We start from the raw sequence: 17,122 nt of genomic DNA, 5'->3' as shown, positions 1-17,122 counted from the left end.
GTATATGCGCACCCTGTTGGAGTTGGCTTGCCAAAGCCATCGCAGGCAAGCCAGCTCCAACAGAGATTGTAGGAGCGGGTCTTGCCCGCGATGCAGGCGCCGCGAACTCACTGGCACCCCACCGACGCCATCGCAGGCAAGCCAGCTCCAACAGGGATTGTAGGAGCCGGGCCTGCCCGCGATGCAGGCCCGCGAACTCATTGGCACCCCACCGAAACCATCGCAGGCAAGCCAGCTCCAACAGAGATTGTAGGAGCGGGTCTTGCCCGCGATGCAGGCGCCGCGAACTTGCAGGCAAGCCTGCTCACACAGAATGCAGTGTTCTTCGCTTACTGCCCGGTGTAGATCTGGTCGAAGACGCCGCCGTCATTGAAGTGGGTCTTTTGCACGGTACGCCAGTCACCGAAGGTCTTTTCTACCGAGAGGAAGTCGACTTTCGGGAAGCGGTCGGTGTATTTGGCCAGTACGGCAGGGTCGCGTGGACGCAGGTAGTTGTTGGCGGCGATTTCCTGGGCCTCGGGCGACCACAGGTACTTCAGGTACTCTTCGGCGGCGGCACGGCTGCCTTTCTTGTCGACCACTTTGTCGACCACGCTCACCGGTGGCTCGGCTTCGGCGGAAACGCTCGGGTAGATCACTTCAAACTGATCGCGCCCAAACTCCCGGGCAATCATCTCGGCTTCGTTCTCGAAGGTTACCAGCACGTCGCCAATCTGGTTGGTCATGAAGGTGGTGGTGGCGGCACGGCCGCCGGTGTCGAGCACTGGCGCCTGTTTGAACAGTTTGCCGACAAAGGCCTTGGCCTTGTTCTCGTCACCACCGTTCTTCAGCACATAGCCCCAGGCCGAAAGGTAGGTGTAGCGGCCGTTGCCCGAGGTTTTCGGGTTAGGCACGATGACCTGTACGCCGTCCTTGAGCAGGTCTGGCCAGTCTTTCAGGGCTTTCGGGTTGCCTTTGCGGACGATGAACACGGTGGCCGAGGTGAAGGGCGCACTGTTGTTCGGCAGGCGGGTCACCCAGTTGTCCGGGACCAGTTTGCCGTTGTCGGCCAAGGCGTTGATGTCGGTGGCCATGTTCATGGTGATGACATCGGCAGGCAGGCCGTCGATCACCGAGCGTGCTTGTTTGCTCGAGCCGCCGAAGGACATCTGTACGGCGATTTTCTCTTTGTGCTCGGCTTCCCAGTGCTTCTGGAAGGCGCTGTTGTAGTCCTTGTAGAAGTCGCGCATCACGTCATAGGAGACGTTGAGCAGGGGTGGCGCGGCCTGGGCCAGGTTGCCCAAGGCCAGGCCTGCGGCGAGAAGCGAGGCACTGAAGAGTTTTTTCACTGCGCATTCCTTGTTCTAGTGGGGTTAGCGGCATTATGCCCGCGACTATAGCGGTTCGCCCTTAGTCGATAAAAGATTAAAAAGTGATTTGTTTATTCGCTTTTCTTGAACAGCGCGTTGCCACAGCGTGAGCAGAATGCGGCGCTGTTTTCATGGCTGTCCTTGCGGCATACCGGGCAGGGGTGCTGCAGCTTTTCACCGCGCATGGCGTTGGCCAGCTCGGCAGTGAAGATGCCGGTGGGCACGGCAATGATCGAGTAACCGGCAATCATCACCAGTGATGAGAGCATCTGCCCTAAAGGGGTCTTCGGCACGATATCGCCGTAGCCGACGGTGGTCAGTGTGACGATGGCCCAGTAGATGCCTTTCGGGATGCTGGTAAAGCCACGGTCCGGCCCTTCAATCACGTACATCAGGGTGCCGAACACCGTTACCAGGGTCGACACGCTGAGCAGGAACACGATGATCTTCTGGCGGCTGCCTTGCAGGGCCGCGAGCAGGTAGTTGGCCTGCTTGAGATAGGGCATCAGTTTGAGCACCCGGAAAATCCGCAGCATTCGGATCACCCGGACAATCAACAGGTACTGCGCATCGCTGTAGTACAGGGCAATGATGCCAGGCACGATCGCCAGCAGGTCTACCAGGCCGTAGAAGCTGAAGGCATAGCGCAGCGGTTTGGGCGAGCAGTACAGGCGCAGAATGTATTCGACCAGGAAAATCGCGGTGAAGCCCCACTCGAGCGTCGTCAGCAGCCCAACGTAGTCGCGGTGTATCTCGTCGATGCTGTCCAGTACCACGGTGACCAGGCTGGCGAGGACGATCAGCAGCAGGATGCTGTCGAAGCGCCGGCCCGCGCGGGTGTCGGTTTGGAAAACAATGATATAGAGCCGCTCTCGCCAGCTCACAGGGGTGTCCATAGGCTCGTTCCGGTAATTAACGGAGCAGAGCCTAGGGGTTGGGTCTTAGCTGTGCAAGCGACGTGAGCCGTGGGTAAGCGGCTGGCGCACTGCACGAATACCGATATGCAGCAGCCAGCACGCCAGCACGAAGGGTGCAGTCAGGCCCGGTATAGCGAGGTGGGTGAAGCCCGGTTGCAGCAGAATCGCCAGGGCAATGGCCAGCAGTGGGCGCCAGGGCTGGCTTCGGGTTTGGCTGAAGGCGAGCGCGGCGAGTGCGGCGTTGAAGCCATAGAGGCCATTGAAGGCCGCATGGGGTTCACCACCAGCAAGCATTGCCACGCTGCCGCCGAGGGCTGAGCCGAGCAGGGCCCAGGCTGCGGCGTAACGGTTGGCGATCAGCAGGCCGAGGGCAATCAGCAGGCCGGCCAGAGGCTGGTCGAGCAGGAAGATCTGGCCCATGCCACGGGCGAGGGCGAACAACGGGTTGCTATCGACCGCTGTGTTGCTCACGGCCGGCTCGCTAAGCGCCAGTGTCGCCCAGCCGAGCAGTACGAACGGTGCGGTATAGGCCGGCAGCCAGCTGTTGGGGCCCGCGCGCTTGAGCCACTGGTGGACGAGTATGCTGCTCATGCCGCCTGCGGCAATGATCAGCGGCGGCAGGATTGCCGTCCAGGGCAACGCGTGGCTGAGCAGTAGGCCAATCAGGACGCCGTTGTAGCTGTACAGGCCCGCTTGGCGGTCGCTGCGGGTGTAGCCACGGCGCTGGGCAGTGAGCAGCCCGGCCAGCGCTCCCAGCAAGGCGCCGCCGATCAGGTCGGGGGCCGTCAGCAGGATGGCCAGCAGGCAGAACAGGCCGCACAGCGGATTGCGCTGCAGCAGTACCTGGCTGAAGCCGTTGAGCAAGGCCGTGGCCCAGTCGGGGCACGGGTTCACGAAATTCTTGGTGTACATGGCAGTCGGTCTGGGGTGAAACGTATTTTGGGGTTGCTCTATCGCAGACAAGCCTCGCAGGCAAGCCAGCGCCAACACACAGGTAGGCGCTGGCTTGCCTGCGATTTGTTGTCAGATCAGTGTTTCGATCCGCAGTGAGTTAGTTGATCCTGGCTTGCCGAAAGGCACACCGGCGGTAATCAACAGGGTGTCGCCACGCTCGGCCATACCCTGCGCCTGGGCGATTTCCAATGCGGTGGAGCAGACTTCGTCAACCTGGCGCAAGCGGTCGTTGACCACCGAATGCACGCCCCAGGCAACGGTCAGGCGGCGTGCGGTGTTCAGGTTCGGGGTCAGGTTGAGGATCGGTGAGCGTGGCCGTTCGCGGGCCGTGCGCAGGGTCGAGTTGCCCGACTCGCTGTAGTTCACCAGGACGGCAATCGGCAGGATGCTGCTGATGCGCCGGATTGCGCAGCTGATGGCGTCGGACACGGTCGCCTCGGCCTGGGGCCGGCCAACATCAAGCTGGGCCTGGTAGTCCGGGCCGCTTTCCACCTGGCGGATGATCTTGCTCATCATCTGCACGGCTTCGAGTGGGTAGTCGCCCGATGCGGTCTCGGCGGAGAGCATCACCGCATCGGCGCCTTCGGCTACCGCATTGGCAACGTCGGTGACTTCTGCACGGGTCGGTGCCGGAGAGAAGCGCATCGACTCGAGCATCTGCGTGGCCACAACCACGGGTTTGCCCAGTTGTCGGCAGGTGCCGATGATGCGTTTCTGGATGTGCGGCACGCTTTCGGCGGGCACTTCTACACCCAGGTCTCCCCGGGCAACCATGATCGCGTCACTCAGTTCGGCGATGGCCTGCAGTTGGGTGACTGCCGAGGGCTTTTCGATCTTGGCCATCAGGTAGGCGCGGTCGCCGATCAGTTCGCGGGCTTCGCGGATGTCCTCGGGACGCTGTACGAACGACAGGGCCACCCAGTCCACACCCAGGTCGAGGCCGAAGGCCAGGTCGCGGCGGTCTTTGGCGGTCAGCGGGCTCAGGTCCAGCACGGCCTGTGGCACGTTGACGCCTTTACGGTCGGACAACTCGCCACCGTTGAGCACTTGGGTTTCGATGGCGTCGGCGTGCTTGGCGGTCACTTGCAGACGCAATCTGCCGTCGTCGACCAGCAGGTCCATGCCCGGCTCCAGCGCGGCGATGATTTCCGGGTGTGGAAGGTTGACCCGGCGTTGATCGCCCGGGGTTGGGTCCAGATCCAGGCGCAGGGCCTGGCCGCGTTGCAGCTGGACCTTGCCTTCGGCAAAGCGGCCAACGCGCAGTTTGGGGCCCTGCAGGTCCATGAGGATGCCCAGCGGGTAGTTCAGTTGTTGCTCGACTTCGCGGATCCACTGGTAGCGTTGGGCGTGGTCGGCATGTTCACCGTGGCTGAAGTTGAGACGGAAGATATTCACCCCGGCCTCGACCAGTTGACGAATGTCGTCGATGCCATTGGTCGCAGGGCCGAGGGTGGCGAGGATTTTGACTTTTTTGTCAGGTGTCATGTTGGGCAGTCTCAAGAATCAGGATGGCGCGGAAGTCGTTGACGTTGGTCCGGGTCGGTTCGGTAACGATCAAGGCATCGAGCGCTGCGAAGTAGCCGTAGCCGTTGTTGTTGTCCAGCTCGTCGGCAGCCGACAGGCCCAGGGCTTCGGCGCGGGCATAGCTGTCGGGGGTCATGAAGGCCCCGGCGTTGTCTTCCGAGCCGTCGATGCCGTCGGTGTCGCCCGCCAAGGCGTAGACGCCAGGCAAGCCCTTCAGGCTTTCGGTCAGGCTCAGGAGGAATTCGGCATTGCGCCCGCCACGGCCATTGCCGCGCACGGTCACGGTGGTTTCACCGCCAGAGAGGATCACGCACGGTGCCGGCAATGGCTGACCATGCTGGACGATCTGCCGGGCGATACCGGCGTGAACCTTGGCCACTTCCCGCGACTCGCCTTCAAGGTCGCCTAGGATCAGTGGGTTGAAACCGGCCTGGCGGGCTTTGACCGCGGCCGCTTCCAGCGACTGCTGGGGGCGCGCGATCAACTGGAAGTGGCTGCGGGCCAAGGCGGGGTCACCGGCTTTGACGGTTTCCGAGGCGGGGTTGTTCAGCCAGTCGATGACCGCGGCCGGTGCCTGGATGTTGTAGCGTTTGAGAATCGCCAGCGCTTCTGCCGAGGTGCTGGGGTCGGCCACGGTGGGGCCGGAGGCGATGACCGTGGCCAGATCGCCCGGTACATCGGAAATCGCATAGGTGTACACCGTGGCCGGCCAGCAGGCCTTGGCCAGGCGGCCACCCTTGATCGCCGAGAGGTGCTTGCGCACGCAGTTCATCTCGCCAATGGTGGCGCCGGATTTGAGCAGGGCCTTGTTGATCTGTTGCTTGTCGGCCAGGGTCAGGCCGTCTGCTGGCAGTGCGAGCAGGGCCGAACCACCGCCAGACAGGAGGAATATCACCCGGTCGTCGGCACTCAGGTCACTGACCATCGCCAGCACACGCTTGGCCACTGCCAGGCCGGCGGCATCGGGTACCGGGTGGGCGGCTTCGACTACTTCGATTTTCGAGCAATTGGCGCCATGGCCGTAACGGGTGACGACCAGGCCTGAGACGTCGCCTTGCCAGTTTTTTTCGACCACTTCGGCCATGGCGGCTGCGGCTTTGCCAGCGCCGATGACGATGACGCGACCGCTGCGATCGCTGGGCAGGTGGGGCTCAAGGACATGGCGCGGGTGGGCGGCTTCGATGGCCGTGGCGAACAGTTCGCGCAGAAAGTGTTGCGGATCGACCGACATGGCAGGCTCCCAATCGTGTTGTTCTGTGTCTGTCTGAGAGGGCGGTGTCGTCTGCAATCGCCGCCAGGGCCGGCGCAGGTAGGGCGGCCTTGGCGGCGGTGAGGGCCGTAGTGACGACACCTCATCTCACGGTAGAGCAGGTCTTACTTGTCGCCACGGATCGAGAAGTTGGCCATGTGCTCCAGGCCTTTGATCAGTGCCGAATGGTCCCAGTTTGCACCACCGATGGCGGCACAGGTGCTGAACACCTGTTGGGCGTTGGCAGTGTTGGGCAGGTTGATCGACAGCTCTTTGGCGCCTTGCAGGGCCAGGTTCAGGTCTTTCTGGTGCAGGCTGATGCGGAAGCCTGGATCGAAGGTGCCCTTGATCATGCGCTCGCCATGCACTTCGAGGATCTTCGAGGAAGCAAAACCGCCCATCAGCGCTTCACGCACCTTGGCAGGGTCTGCGCCGTTCTTGGCGGCGAACAGCAGCGCTTCGGCAACGGCCTGGATGTTCAGGGCGACGATGATCTGGTTGGCAACCTTGGCGGTCTGGCCGTCACCGTTGCCGCCGACGCGGGTGATGTTCTTGCCCATGGCCTGGAACAGTGGCAGAGCGCGCTCGAAGGCATTCGGGCAACCGCCGACCATGATGCTCAGGGTCGCGGCTTTGGCACCGACTTCGCCGCCGGAGACCGGTGCGTCGAGGTAGGTGGCGCCGGTGGCCTTGATTTTTTCTGCGAAGACTTTGGTTGCGGTCGGCGAGATCGAGCTCATGTCGATGACGACTTTGTTCGGGCCAACACCCTGAGCTACGCCGTTTTCGCCGAACAGGACGGCTTCGACCTGCGGGGTGTCCGGCACCATGACGATGATGAATTCAGCTTCCTGAGCCACTTCTTTCGGGTTGGCCAGGGCGACGGCGCCAGCGGCGAGCAGTTCAGCCGGGGCCGCGTCGTGGTGGGTGGAGACGAACAGGCTGTGGCCCGCTTTCTGAAGGTTCTGAGCCATTGGGCGGCCCATGATACCTGTGCCGATAAATCCGATTTTAGCCATGAGAAATGCCTCTTGTAGTTGTATGCATACGGCCGGCGCGCAGCGCCCCTGGGGCGTGAGTGCGCGTTAGAGTGCGTTGTGGGTCTTCAGCCAGACCAGGCCTGCTTCAGTGGTGGTCAGTGGCTTGTACTCAGCGCCGACCCAGCCCTGGTAGCCAATACGGTCCAGGTGCTCGAACAGGAAGCGGTAGTTGATTTCACCGGTACCCGGTTCGTGACGGCCCGGGTTGTCGGCCAACTGGATGTGGTTGATGCGCGACAGGTGGGTTTCCATCGTGCGCGCCAGGTCACCTTCCATGATCTGCATGTGGTAGATGTCGTACTGCAGGAACAGGTTGCTGCTGCCCACGGCGTCCTGGATTTCCAGCGCCTGTTGGGTGGTGTTCAGGTAAAAGCCGGGGATGTCGCGGGTGTTGATCATCTCCATCACCAGCTTGATGCCCTCGGCCTGGAGCTTGTCGGCCGCGTACTTCAGGTTGTCGATGAAGGTTTTCTTCACCGTGGCGCAATCCGGGCCTTGTGGGCGAATGCCGGCCAGGCAGTTGACCTGGGTGTTGCCCAGTACCTTGGCGTAAGCGATGGCCAGGTCGACACCGGCACGGAATTCTTCAACACGGCCCGGGTCGCAGGCGATTCCGCGGTCACCCTTGGCCCAGTCGCCGGCCGGCAGGTTGAACAGCACCTGGGTCAGGCCGTTGGCGTCCAGTTGCTGCTTGATTTCAGCCGAGCTGTAATCGTACGGGAACAGGTATTCGACCCCGGTGAACCCGGCATCGGCGGCCGCTTTGAAGCGGTCGAGGAAGTCCTGTTCGGTGAACAGCATGGATAGGTTGGCGGCGAAACGTGGCATGGTTGTCTCCTTGCAAAGTAAGGGCCCGCTGCCGCGAGGGCAGGGGCCGCTTGTGCGATCAGTCGAGCAGCGAAATCGCAGTCGGTGCATCGTTGCCGACCAGCGCCAGGTCTTCGAATTCGTTGACGGCGTTGATTTCGGTACCCATGGAAATATTGGTCACACGCTCGAGAATCACCTCGACCACAACCGGTACCCGGAACTCTTCGGCCATCTTCTGGGCCTTGAGCAGGGCCGGCGCGATCTCGCCCGGCTCAAAGACGCGGATCGCCTTGCAACCCAAGCCTTGAACCACGGCAACGTGGTCAACACCGTAGCCGTTGAGCTCCGGCGCGTTGAGGTTCTCGAACGCCAGCTGTACACAGTAATCCATCTCGAAGCCACGTTGGGCCTGACGGATCAGCCCCAGGTAGGAGTTGTTCACCAGCACGTGGACGTAAGGCAGATTGAACTGCGCGCCGACGGCCAGTTCTTCGATCATGAACTGGAAGTCATAGTCGCCGGACAGTGCGACCACCTTGCGGGTCGGATCAGCCTTGACCACACCCAGCGCGGCCGGAATGGTCCAGCCCAGTGGGCCGGCCTGGCCACAGTTGATCCAGTGACGTGGCTTGTAGACGTGAAGGAACTGGGCGCCGGCGATCTGCGACAGACCGATGGTGCTGACGTAGCAGGTGTCTTTGCCGAACACCTGGTTCATTTCCTCGTATACGCGCTGTGGCTTGACCGGCACGTTGTCGAAGTGGGTCTTGCGGTGCAGGCTGGCTTTGCGCTGTTGGCAGTCTTTCAGCCACTCGCCACGGCACTTGAGCTTGCCGGCGGCTTTCCACTCGCGGGCCACTTCCAGGAACATGTCCAGCGCGGCGCCCGCGTCCGAGACGATACCCAGGTCCGGGTTGAACACGCGGCCGATCTGGGTGGGCTCGATGTCGACGTGGATGAAACGACGACCTTCGGTGTAGACGTCCACGGAACCGGTGTGGCGGTTGGCCCAGCGGTTACCGATACCCAGCACCATGTCGGATTTCAGCAGGGTGGCGTTGCCGTAGCGGTGCGAGGTCTGCAAACCGACCATGCCGACCATCTGTGGGTGATCGTCAGGGATGATGCCCCAGCCCATCAGGGTTGGAATCACGGGAATGCCGGTCAGTTCAGCGAACTCGACCAGTTTCTCGCTGGCGTCGGCGTTGATGATGCCGCCACCGGCGACCAGCAGTGGGCGCTCAGCGCTGTCGAGCATGGCCAGGGCCTTCTCGATCTGCACGCGGTTGGCCGCAGGCTTGTGCACGGGCAGTGGCTGGTAGGCCTCGATGTCGAATTCAATTTCGGCCATCTGCACGTCGAACGGCAAGTCGATCAGTACCGGGCCTGGGCGACCGGAACGCATTTCATAGAAGGCTTTCTGGAAGGCGTAAGGCACTTGGCCGGGTTCCAGAACGGTGGTCGCCCACTTGGTCACCGGCTTGACGATGTTGGTGATGTCGACGGCCTGGAAGTCTTCCTTGTGCAGGCGTGCGCGAGGTGCCTGGCCGGTGATGCAGAGGATCGGGATCGAGTCTGCCGAGGCGCTGTACAGGCCGGTGACCATGTCAGTACCGGCTGGGCCGGAGGTGCCGATGCACACGCCGATGTTGCCGGCCTTGGTACGGGTGTAGCCCTCGGCCATGTGCGAGGCGCCTTCAACGTGGCGAGCGAGGACGTGATCGATACCGCCGACTTTTTTCAACGCCGAGTACAGCGGGTTGATCGCTGCGCCCGGGATGCCAAAAGCGGTTTCAACACCTTCGCGGCGCATCACCAGAACGGCTGCATCAATTGCTCTCATTTTGCTCATGGTTTTGTGCCTCATTGGTTTTGTAATTGTATACAAATGGCTTTGCGTCAGAGTGTATTCACGGTATGTGGCTCTGGTCAATCCATTTTCATCGGCTGCCAGTGCTTTGCTCGTCGTGCCGCTAGAAAAGGCATTTTGTCCGATTGTGATCATCTGGCGAAAATTATTGTATACAAAAATATTCTCCATTGTGTTCTATTTGTCGTATTGGATTTTCACTTGCCCCTCTGGGCTTCTAACAACAAGAGGACCTGTCCATGAACGCTCTGACCTTGAAAGTCGCTGTCAGCCTGGTAAACGGCGCCATTGCCGCCGGGCGCAAGATCTCTGCTGCACCTTTGACCATTGCGGTGCTCGACAGCGGTGGTCATCTGCTGGCCCTGCAACGTGAAGACGGTGCCAGCCTGCTGCGTCCGCAGGTGGCAATGGGTAAAGCCTGGGGCGCCATTGCCCTGGGCAAGGGCTCGCGCTTGCTGGCGCTGGACGCGCAGCAGCGCCCGGCGTTTTTCGCGGCGCTCAATGGCCTGGGCCAGGGCGCCGTGGTTCCGGCGCCGGGTGGGGTGCTGATCCGTGATCAGAGGGGTGTGGTGCTGGGAGCGATCGGTATCAGTGGTGATACCTCGGACATCGACGAACAGTGCGCGATCAGTGCGATCGAGGAGGTAGGGCTGACCGCGGATGCGGGCGTGGCAGCCTGAGGGTAGCGGCGGGTTGTCAGCGCGTGCGCGGCGCTCGTCTGGTGAACTGCTCCCAGATCAACCGGTGGTATGGGCGTCGGGGGCGCAGCCCTTGAGTACCAGGCGAATGATGGTCTGTGCCGCGGCCTCATAGTCGGCATCGTCCAGCTTGGCTTTGCCGGTGACGACGGAGATCTGCCAGTCGAAATCGGCGTAGGTCTGGGTTGCGGCCCAGATGCTGAACATCAGGTGGTGTGGGTCGAGCGGGGCGATCTGGCCGCGGTCGATCCAGCGCTGAATGCACGCGATGTTGTGCCGGGCCTGCAGGTTGAGTTGTTCAACCTGTGTCGGGCTCAGGTGCGGCGCACCGTGCATGATTTCACTGGCGAAGACCTTGGAGGCAAAGGGCAGGTCGCGTGATATGCGGATTTTTGAGCGAATGTAGGCGCTCAGCACCTCCTCAGGCTCACCCTCGGCATTAAACGGGGTGGAGGCCTGCATGATCGGCTCGATGATGCTTTCCAGCACCTCGCGGTAGAGGTTTTCCTTGGACTTGAAGTAGTAGTAGACGTTGGGCTTGGGTAGCCCGGCCTTGGCCGCGATGTCGCTGGTCTTGGTGGCGGCGAAGCCCTTTTCGGCGAATTCTTCGCTGGCTGCGCGCAGGATCAGCTCTTTGTTGCGCTCGCGAATGCTGCTCATGATTGGCGCTGTTCCTTGTGTCGGGCCGCAGGCGGCCCAGGCCTGGGCAGGCGGTGGCGCATGGTAGCACCGGGTTTGCGCGAGGCTCAAGGCTGCCACTTTCACGCACAGTCACGCTATGCTTTGGGCCTTTCAACTCTCTGGATACGCAAGCATGGCAGGAAGCAGTCTACTGGTGCTGATCGACGATATCGCCACCGTATTGGACGATGTCTCGGTGATGACCAAGGTAGCGGCGAAAAAGACCGCCGGGGTTTTGGGTGACGATCTGGCGCTCAATGCTCAGCAGGTCAGTGGCGTACGCGCCGACCGGGAGTTGCCCGTGGTATGGGCCGTGGCCAAGGGCTCGCTACTGAACAAGGTGATTCTGGTGCCTGCGGCGTTGGCAATCAGCGCCTTCATCCCGTGGGCGGTGACCCCATTGTTGATGGTCGGTGGCGCCTACTTGTGTTTTGAGGGGTTCGAGAAGCTGGCGCATAAATTTCTTCACAGTGCAGCCGAGGACGATGCCGGGCATGCCGCCCTGAGTGAAGCGGTGGCCGACCCGTCAGTCGACCTGGTGGCCTATGAGAAGGACAAGATCAAAGGTGCCGTGCGTACCGACTTCATCCTGTCGGCGGAAATCATCGCCATCACCCTGGGTGCGGTCGCTGGCGCGCCGTTGACACAGCAAATCGTCGTGTTGTCGGGTATTGCCTTTGTCATGACCGTAGGGGTGTACGGCCTGGTTGGCGGTATCGTCAAGCTGGATGACTTTGGCCTGTGGCTCACGCACAAAACCGGGCGGGCCGCCCAGACGATCGGCAAGGGCATTCTGCAGGCCGCACCGTACTTGATGAAGGGGCTGTCGGTCGTTGGCACGGCGGCGATGTTTCTGGTCGGGGGCGGGATTCTGGTGCATGGCGTTGCGCCGCTGCATCATGCCGTCGAAGCCTTCAGTGAAGGGCGGGGCGGGGTACTGACCTCAAGCCTGCTCAATGCGGGCATCGGTATTCTTGCCGGTGCCGCCGTACTGGCCGTGGTATCGCTGGCCAGCAAGCTCTGGCGGGCTGCAAGAGGCTAAGTGCGGCGCCCTGTTCATGGGCGCCGCGTCAGTTCAATCAGTTTTTACCGGCTGTCTTTTCGATGTCTTCAGGCACCCAGTCGAGCAGGTGATGCTTGAAGCCGTAGCTGGCTGCCTGGTAGTAGGCAATGGCGCGCTTGATCAGCGGGTTGTTGCTGTCACCCAGCACCTCACGGCTTTCGCCCAGGGCCTGCTCATGAAGGCGCAGGCCATCGCGAGGGCTGAGGATGGCCAGGTCCTGGCCATCGAACAGGCCCAGGTGCTGGTAGTTACCAATCAGTACGCGCGGTGGCAGTGTGTCTTCAAGCATCAGGTTGCGGCCGAAGAACGTCGAGGTGTAGCTCATGTTCAACAGGCCAAGCAGGGTAGGCGCCAGATCGATCTGGCTGGCCAGTTTCGATTCCTCACGCGCTTCGATCAACTTCGGCCCGTAGATGAACAGCGGGATCTGGTAGTTGCGCACCGGCAGGTCCTCTTTGCCCGCGCTGCCTGCGGTATGGTCGGCAACGAAGATGAACAGGGTGTTGTCGAACCACGGCTTGCTGCGGGCCTGCTCAAGGAAACGACCGATGGCGTAGTCGGTGTATTTCACCGCACCTTCACGGCCATCGCCAGACGGGATATCGATACGGCCGTCAGGGTAGGTGTACGGGCGGTGGTTGGAGGTCGTCATCAGTTGCAGGAAGAACGGCACCTGATTGGCGAAATCGGCGTCTGCCAGCTGCATGGCCTGGTTGTAGAGGTCTTCGTCGGACATGCCCCAGGCGTTCTTGAAGCTGATGTCGCTTTCTTTCACGCTGCTCTGGTCAACAACCCGATAGCCGTTGCCGCTGAAGAACGCGTTCATGTTGTCGAAGTAGCCACGGCCACCATAGACGAACACGCTGTCGTAGCCGGCTTCACTCATGTGCTGGCCGAGGCTGGCGAAACCGCTTTCACGACCCACGCGCTTGACGATCGAGCGGCCAGGGGTTGGTGGAATCGACAGAGTAATGGCCTCCAGGCCACGGTCGGTCCGGGTGCCGGTGGCATAGAAGTTGTTGAAGTACAGGCTCTGTTTGCGCAGGGCATCCAGGTTTGGGGTCAGGTTGCGGTTATCGCCGTTGCTGCCCATGTACTTGGCGCTGAAGCTCTCAATGGTCACCAGGACCACGTTGGGTGTACGCGCCGGTGCGTTGCTGGTGATGGTGCGGCGAATATCCAGGGGTTCCTTGCCGACGAAACTCGCATCGGGTTGGCGCAGCTCGCTCTGGATCTGCGCGTTGACATCCTGCTCAGGCAGGCTGCTATAGAACTGCGGGTAATCGAGTTCGTTGTTGCGGAACGCGGCGAAGAACTGGTAAGGGCCGTTGCTGGCCAATTCATGTTGGTAGGCATTGCCGCCTTGGCCACGCGGGCGGTCCTGGTCGATCACCTGCACGCACAGCCCGGCCAGCACGGCCAGTACGGCAAAGCTCATCAGGCGCTGGCGAAAAGCGGGCACCGGTGCATTCAGGGCCCGCTTGAGCGGTGCGCGCAGTGCCAGGCTCAGGGCAATGGCGATAACGGCCAGGATGCTCAGCAGCAGGCCGATCGGGTAGGACTCGAGGATGTTGTTCAACACTTCATCGGAATAGACCAGGTAGTCGACAGCAATGAAGTTGAAGCGCACGCCGAACTCGTCCCAGAACAGCCATTCGGCGACAGCAGTGAAGAGCATCACGAACACGCTCAGCACCATGATGCCCTGCAGGAACCACTGATGTGCTCGCGAGCGCCACAGCCGCGCAGGGCACAGCAGCAGGTAAAGGCCCAGTGGCAGTGCGGCATAGAGCAGGAAGCTCAGGTCGTACAGCAGCCCGATACCGAAGATCGAGAAGACATTGCTCCCGGCCTCGTTCAAGTGGCTGAAAAACAGCACGCCTCGGGTGAGCAGAAAAATCGCCAGCCATACTGAGGTCAGTAGCAAGAGGTAGCGCTGTGGCGCTGATTGTGGAACGCGCATATGAATTCCTTTTGTCTTTCTTGAAGCCCTGGCCTTTGCAGGCAAAGCAGTATTGCAGCCGCATCAGCGGCGGTGTTGTGTCGTGTGTTCATGGCAGCGGTGAAACATAACAGGCTCAAAGAGAAAAAAACGTCAATGCATTGCTAGGCATGGATGAAAAACTGAACTACGCTCGGCGGCTGCAATACACGCACATGGATGGCGTGAATGATAATAAAAGTTGTTCGCGATATCGTGTCGCGTCAGGGAGCCTCTTATGCTCGGTAGTGCCGTGGCCTACGGTGTAGTTCATTTGAGCATTTATATGTTTGCGGCATTGGCATGGTTGTGCCTTTGTTTGCTATTGACCTTCAACGCGCATTTGCTTTTTCCGCAATGGGAAAGGTTTAGCCGTTGGACAGTGCCAATACTGGCGCTCGCAGTCTGCCTTGGATCGCTGGTGATCGATGTCCTGAAATTACTCGATAAACCCGTCGTGATGACTGGCTTGATTGTCGTCGGCCTATTGTTGCCGACGCTGGCATTCGGAGTGGCATACCGCCGTTTGCGCACTGTCTGGTAAATCATGCGCAGGCGCATTTCGCGCGCTATTTATGTAACGTGTTTGACTATTGTCGTGAGTTGTACGTTGGCAGGAAGCGTATAACTGAAAAGACAAACTTGTGTTTTTACGACGTCCAGTTGTCTGGCCGTTCGCTTTAAATGCTCATGACAGCGTGTGCTTGGGCGTGCCGCAATTATCTGGATGCGTGCCAGGGCTGCGCTGTTTAACGCTTTGGCCCTGGCTGTCGCGGCTCAACCGATCAGAAGTGCACTTTGACCAGCAGGCTGGTGGTGTTCTGGTTGGTGTCGAAGGCTGGGGTGTCTTCGATACCGTACTTGTCTTTCCAGTAGTCGTATTCGACACCCACGTACAACTGCTTCTCACCCAGGCTCAAGGCCTTGCCCAGGTCGTATTTGATCTGTGGGTTGAAGTGCAGGTTGGCGTGGTAGGTGCCACGGTTGCGGGTTTCGTCGTTGTCCACGACCCAGTCCATGTAGCCATCGATCAGAACGTCGGATTTGCCCATCGGGATGGTGTAGGACCATACCGGGGTAATTTGCCAGACGTTATCGCCTGCGCGGCTGCCTTCGGTGTTGCGCTGGTAGAAGTTCAACTGGAAGTAGTCGAAGCCTGGAATTGCCAGGTCAAAGCCCGGGCCGATCAGGTACGACTCGTTGTCGCCTTCACCGAACTCGTAGGTCATGGCCAGCAGCACATCCTTCACTGGGCCGAACTCAAGTTTCTGGTCGAAGATCTTGCCGAACGACAGGCGAGGGGTAAATTCGCCGTAGTAGGTGTTAGGGCCGGCGTTCGAGTCTTTCTTGCCGTTGTAGAAGATCTTGTCGATGAACAGGAAGTTGTCGCCGTACTTCCAGGCGTCCGCATGTTCAAAGGTAAAGGTTTGCTGGATCTCCGGGTTAACGGTGAAATCCTTGCCGTACAGGTAGGTCAGGCTGTTGTTCTGCCATTGCAGCAGGTCGCCGGCCATGGCGCTGCTGGCAGCCAGCAGGCCGCCGGCAAGGATCAGGCTATTACGGGTACGCATGGTGTGCTCCAAAGGTTGATTTCTCGTTGTTCTGTTGTCGGCATTCTCGAGTGATGCCGTTTGTTGACTTAATGGTCGGTTTTTCGGTTCGGCGCAGCGATACAGCAAGGGTTGCGCCAACCTTTCGGGGCGCGCGCAATCAGCGTGTTCGACCGTGCTGTGAACCGATGGAAAAGAGGCGCTTCAAGCGGGCAAGGCGTCTGTCGAACGCCTGTGTTTATTGACGGGTGGGTCAGCAAACCCGGGCGCATGCCGTCTTGCCCTGTGTAAAAGGGCGCGCAGATTACTGGCTGGGCGGATAGCTGTCCACGCTGAAGTGATGGATGTCGCGAGGGTGAGGTGCGTAGAGGCACCCGTTGACGGCGATATTGACTGAGCCGTCAGCAAACGAGGGCAGGATGCGGCCTGCCCTCGATTGAAGGGCGCGCAGCGTGGGGCTGTCGCGCCGGCCCTTGAATGCCCTGTTCAGGGGCGCAAGGGGTTAATACTGTGCACTCAGTCAGCTTTTAGAAGTGCATTTTCACCAGGAAGCTGGTGACGCTCTCGTTGGTGTCAAAGCGCTGGGTGTCCTCGATGCCGTACTTGTCTTTCCAGTAGCTGTACTCCACGCCCACGTAAAGCTGCTTGGCGCCCAGGTTCAAGGCTTTGCCCAGGTCGTATTTGACCTGCGGGTTAAAGTGCAGGTTGGCGTGGTAGGTGCCACGGCGAGTGCTGTCGTTGTCAACGACCCAGTCCATGTAGCCGTCGACGAGGATGTCGGACTTGCCTGCGGGGATGGTGTAGGAGAACGTCGGTGTGATCTGCCATACGCGATCGCCCGGGCGGCTGCCCTCGGTGTTGCGCTGATAGAAGTTCAAGGTGAAGTAGTTGAAGCCGGGAACTGCCAGGTCAAAGCCTGGGCCGATCAGGTAGGCCTCGTTATCACCTTCGCCAGACTCATAGGTCATGGCCAGCAACACGTCCTTGATTGGGCCGAACTCGAATTTGCGGTCGAAGATCTTGCCGAACGACAGGCGAGGGCTGAATTCGCCATAGTAGGTGTTGTTGCCTTTGTTACGGTCGGTTGCGCCGTTGTAGAAGGTCTTGTCGACGAACAGGAAGTTGTCGCCGTATTTCCATTTGTCGGCGTGCTCGAAGGTTACCGTTTGCTGGATGGCGGGGTTGACGGTGAAGTCTTTGCCGTACAGGTAGCTGATGCTGTTGGTTTGCCAGAGCAGCATGTCTCCCGCGACTGCAGGCAAGGCTGCCAGCAGTCCGCCGCCCAGCAGGAGAGATGAAGTGATCCGTTTCATGGTGTGATTCCCGGCTGTTGTTATTGTTTGTTTGCGGTTTTTTGGCGCAAAGCGCCCCGATCGACCCGCTTCTACGGGTCGACGGTCGTGCTCGAGGTATGCCGGGCGGCGAGCGCCGCCCGC

General features: G+C 60.5%; 15 protein-coding genes. 3 read left to right on the top strand and 12 right to left on the bottom strand.

The genetic code is table 11. The annotated features are described in order from the left end of the window. Positions 1-329: 329 nt before the first annotated feature. The 8 genes from EKA13_RS13110 to gcl all read right to left on the bottom strand — a co-directional run bounded on the left by EKA13_RS13110 (position 330) and on the right by gcl (position 9,695). On the bottom strand, positions 330-1,328 hold the full coding sequence (locus tag EKA13_RS13110) for a sulfate ABC transporter substrate-binding protein (protein WP_065759825.1): 999 nt from the start codon (positions 1,326-1,328) through the stop codon (positions 330-332). 92 nt (positions 1,329-1,420) lie between these two features. Further along, entirely contained in the window at positions 1,421-2,245 is an 825-nt protein-coding gene (locus tag EKA13_RS13105) for an ion transporter (RefSeq protein WP_065759824.1), read from the bottom strand. Positions 2,246-2,290: 45 nt separating this feature from the next. Beyond that, positions 2,291-3,178: an urea transporter gene (locus tag EKA13_RS13100; RefSeq protein ID WP_065759823.1), complete on the bottom strand. Its 888-nt coding sequence runs from the start codon at positions 3,176-3,178 to the stop codon at positions 2,291-2,293. 111 nt (positions 3,179-3,289) lie between these two features. Continuing rightward, on the bottom strand, positions 3,290-4,705 hold the full coding sequence (gene pyk, locus EKA13_RS13095; RefSeq protein WP_065759822.1) for a pyruvate kinase: 1,416 nt from the start codon (positions 4,703-4,705) through the stop codon (positions 3,290-3,292). Further along, positions 4,695-5,975: a glycerate kinase type-2 family protein gene (locus EKA13_RS13090; RefSeq protein WP_065759821.1), complete on the bottom strand. Its 1,281-nt coding sequence runs from the start codon at positions 5,973-5,975 to the stop codon at positions 4,695-4,697. Before EKA13_RS13090 ends, pyk begins: the two co-directional genes overlap by 11 nt. Positions 5,976-6,118: 143 nt before the next feature. Continuing rightward, a complete protein-coding gene (locus EKA13_RS13085) occupies positions 6,119-7,012 on the bottom strand; it encodes a 2-hydroxy-3-oxopropionate reductase (RefSeq protein WP_065759820.1) in 894 nt (297 codons plus the stop codon). A gap of 66 nt (positions 7,013-7,078) precedes the next feature. Continuing rightward, positions 7,079-7,861 carry a hydroxypyruvate isomerase gene (gene hyi, locus EKA13_RS13080; RefSeq protein WP_065759819.1) on the bottom strand — a complete coding sequence of 261 codons (783 nt, stop codon included), beginning with the start codon at positions 7,859-7,861 and terminating at the stop codon, positions 7,079-7,081. Between the two features lie 58 nt (positions 7,862-7,919). After that, positions 7,920-9,695 (bottom strand): glyoxylate carboligase, encoded by a 1,776-nt coding sequence (gene gcl, locus EKA13_RS13075; protein WP_065759818.1) that lies wholly within the window; start codon positions 9,693-9,695, stop codon positions 7,920-7,922. Between the two features lie 257 nt (positions 9,696-9,952). Between gcl and EKA13_RS13070 the strand changes: the two genes are divergently transcribed. Further along, a complete protein-coding gene (locus tag EKA13_RS13070) occupies positions 9,953-10,393 on the top strand; it encodes a GlcG/HbpS family heme-binding protein (protein ID WP_065759817.1) in 441 nt (146 codons plus the stop codon). A gap of 57 nt (positions 10,394-10,450) precedes the next feature. On the opposite strand, the gene EKA13_RS13065 is transcribed toward EKA13_RS13070, so the two are convergent. Further along, complete coding sequence (locus tag EKA13_RS13065) at positions 10,451-11,071, bottom strand: TetR/AcrR family transcriptional regulator (RefSeq protein ID WP_065759816.1); 621 nt, start codon at positions 11,069-11,071, stop codon at positions 10,451-10,453. A gap of 154 nt (positions 11,072-11,225) precedes the next feature. Between EKA13_RS13065 and EKA13_RS13060 the strand changes: the two genes are divergently transcribed. After that, positions 11,226-12,134, top strand: coding sequence for a DUF808 domain-containing protein (locus tag EKA13_RS13060; protein ID WP_065759815.1), 909 nt, complete (start codon positions 11,226-11,228; stop codon positions 12,132-12,134). A 37-nt stretch (positions 12,135-12,171) separates the two neighbouring features. On the opposite strand, the gene EKA13_RS13055 is transcribed toward EKA13_RS13060, so the two are convergent. Next, positions 12,172-14,118 (bottom strand): LTA synthase family protein, encoded by a 1,947-nt coding sequence (locus EKA13_RS13055; RefSeq protein WP_065759814.1) that lies wholly within the window; start codon positions 14,116-14,118, stop codon positions 12,172-12,174. Between the two features lie 256 nt (positions 14,119-14,374). Here EKA13_RS13055 and EKA13_RS13050 point away from each other — a divergent pair, with 256 nt between their 5' ends. Continuing rightward, positions 14,375-14,680 (top strand): hypothetical protein, encoded by a 306-nt coding sequence (locus EKA13_RS13050; RefSeq protein WP_065759813.1) that lies wholly within the window; start codon positions 14,375-14,377, stop codon positions 14,678-14,680. A gap of 241 nt (positions 14,681-14,921) precedes the next feature. Here EKA13_RS13050 and EKA13_RS13045 read toward each other — a convergent pair whose 3' ends face one another. Together EKA13_RS13045 and EKA13_RS13040 are read right to left on the bottom strand one after the other, a co-directional pair. Beyond that, positions 14,922-15,707, bottom strand: coding sequence for an outer membrane protein OmpK (locus EKA13_RS13045; protein ID WP_065759812.1), 786 nt, complete (start codon positions 15,705-15,707; stop codon positions 14,922-14,924). Positions 15,708-16,213: 506 nt separating this feature from the next. Further along, on the bottom strand, positions 16,214-16,999 hold the full coding sequence (locus EKA13_RS13040) for an outer membrane protein OmpK (protein ID WP_065759811.1): 786 nt from the start codon (positions 16,997-16,999) through the stop codon (positions 16,214-16,216). Between the last annotated feature and the right edge of the window lie 123 nt (positions 17,000-17,122).

It is taken from the genome of Pseudomonas defluvii (assembly GCF_001695625.1).
Classification (GTDB): domain Bacteria; phylum Pseudomonadota; class Gammaproteobacteria; order Pseudomonadales; family Pseudomonadaceae; genus Aquipseudomonas; species Aquipseudomonas defluvii.
Note: the sequence above shows the minus strand (reverse complement) of the source record. Positions and strands in the feature narration are given on the sequence as shown.

Coding starts and splice junctions, on each gene's coding strand:
- EKA13_RS13100 (WP_065759823.1), bottom strand. CDS start 3,178: ATGTACACCAAGAATTTCGTGAACCCGTGCCCCGACTGGGCCACGGCC.
- EKA13_RS13105 (WP_065759824.1), bottom strand. CDS start 2,245: ATGGACACCCCTGTGAGCTGGCGAGAGCGGCTCTATATCATTGTTTTC.
- EKA13_RS13090 (WP_065759821.1), bottom strand. CDS start 5,975: ATGTCGGTCGATCCGCAACACTTTCTGCGCGAACTGTTCGCCACGGCC.
- EKA13_RS13085 (WP_065759820.1), bottom strand. CDS start 7,012: ATGGCTAAAATCGGATTTATCGGCACAGGTATCATGGGCCGCCCAATG.
- EKA13_RS13045 (WP_065759812.1), bottom strand. CDS start 15,707: ATGCGTACCCGTAATAGCCTGATCCTTGCCGGCGGCCTGCTGGCTGCC.
- EKA13_RS13065 (WP_065759816.1), bottom strand. CDS start 11,071: ATGAGCAGCATTCGCGAGCGCAACAAAGAGCTGATCCTGCGCGCAGCC.
- EKA13_RS13050 (WP_065759813.1), top strand. CDS start 14,375: ATGCTCGGTAGTGCCGTGGCCTACGGTGTAGTTCATTTGAGCATTTAT.
- EKA13_RS13055 (WP_065759814.1), bottom strand. CDS start 14,118: ATGCGCGTTCCACAATCAGCGCCACAGCGCTACCTCTTGCTACTGACC.
- pyk (WP_065759822.1), bottom strand. CDS start 4,705: ATGACACCTGACAAAAAAGTCAAAATCCTCGCCACCCTCGGCCCTGCG.
- EKA13_RS13040 (WP_065759811.1), bottom strand. CDS start 16,999: ATGAAACGGATCACTTCATCTCTCCTGCTGGGCGGCGGACTGCTGGCA.
- gcl (WP_065759818.1), bottom strand. CDS start 9,695: ATGAGCAAAATGAGAGCAATTGATGCAGCCGTTCTGGTGATGCGCCGC.
- EKA13_RS13070 (WP_065759817.1), top strand. CDS start 9,953: ATGAACGCTCTGACCTTGAAAGTCGCTGTCAGCCTGGTAAACGGCGCC.
- EKA13_RS13060 (WP_065759815.1), top strand. CDS start 11,226: ATGGCAGGAAGCAGTCTACTGGTGCTGATCGACGATATCGCCACCGTA.
- hyi (WP_065759819.1), bottom strand. CDS start 7,861: ATGCCACGTTTCGCCGCCAACCTATCCATGCTGTTCACCGAACAGGAC.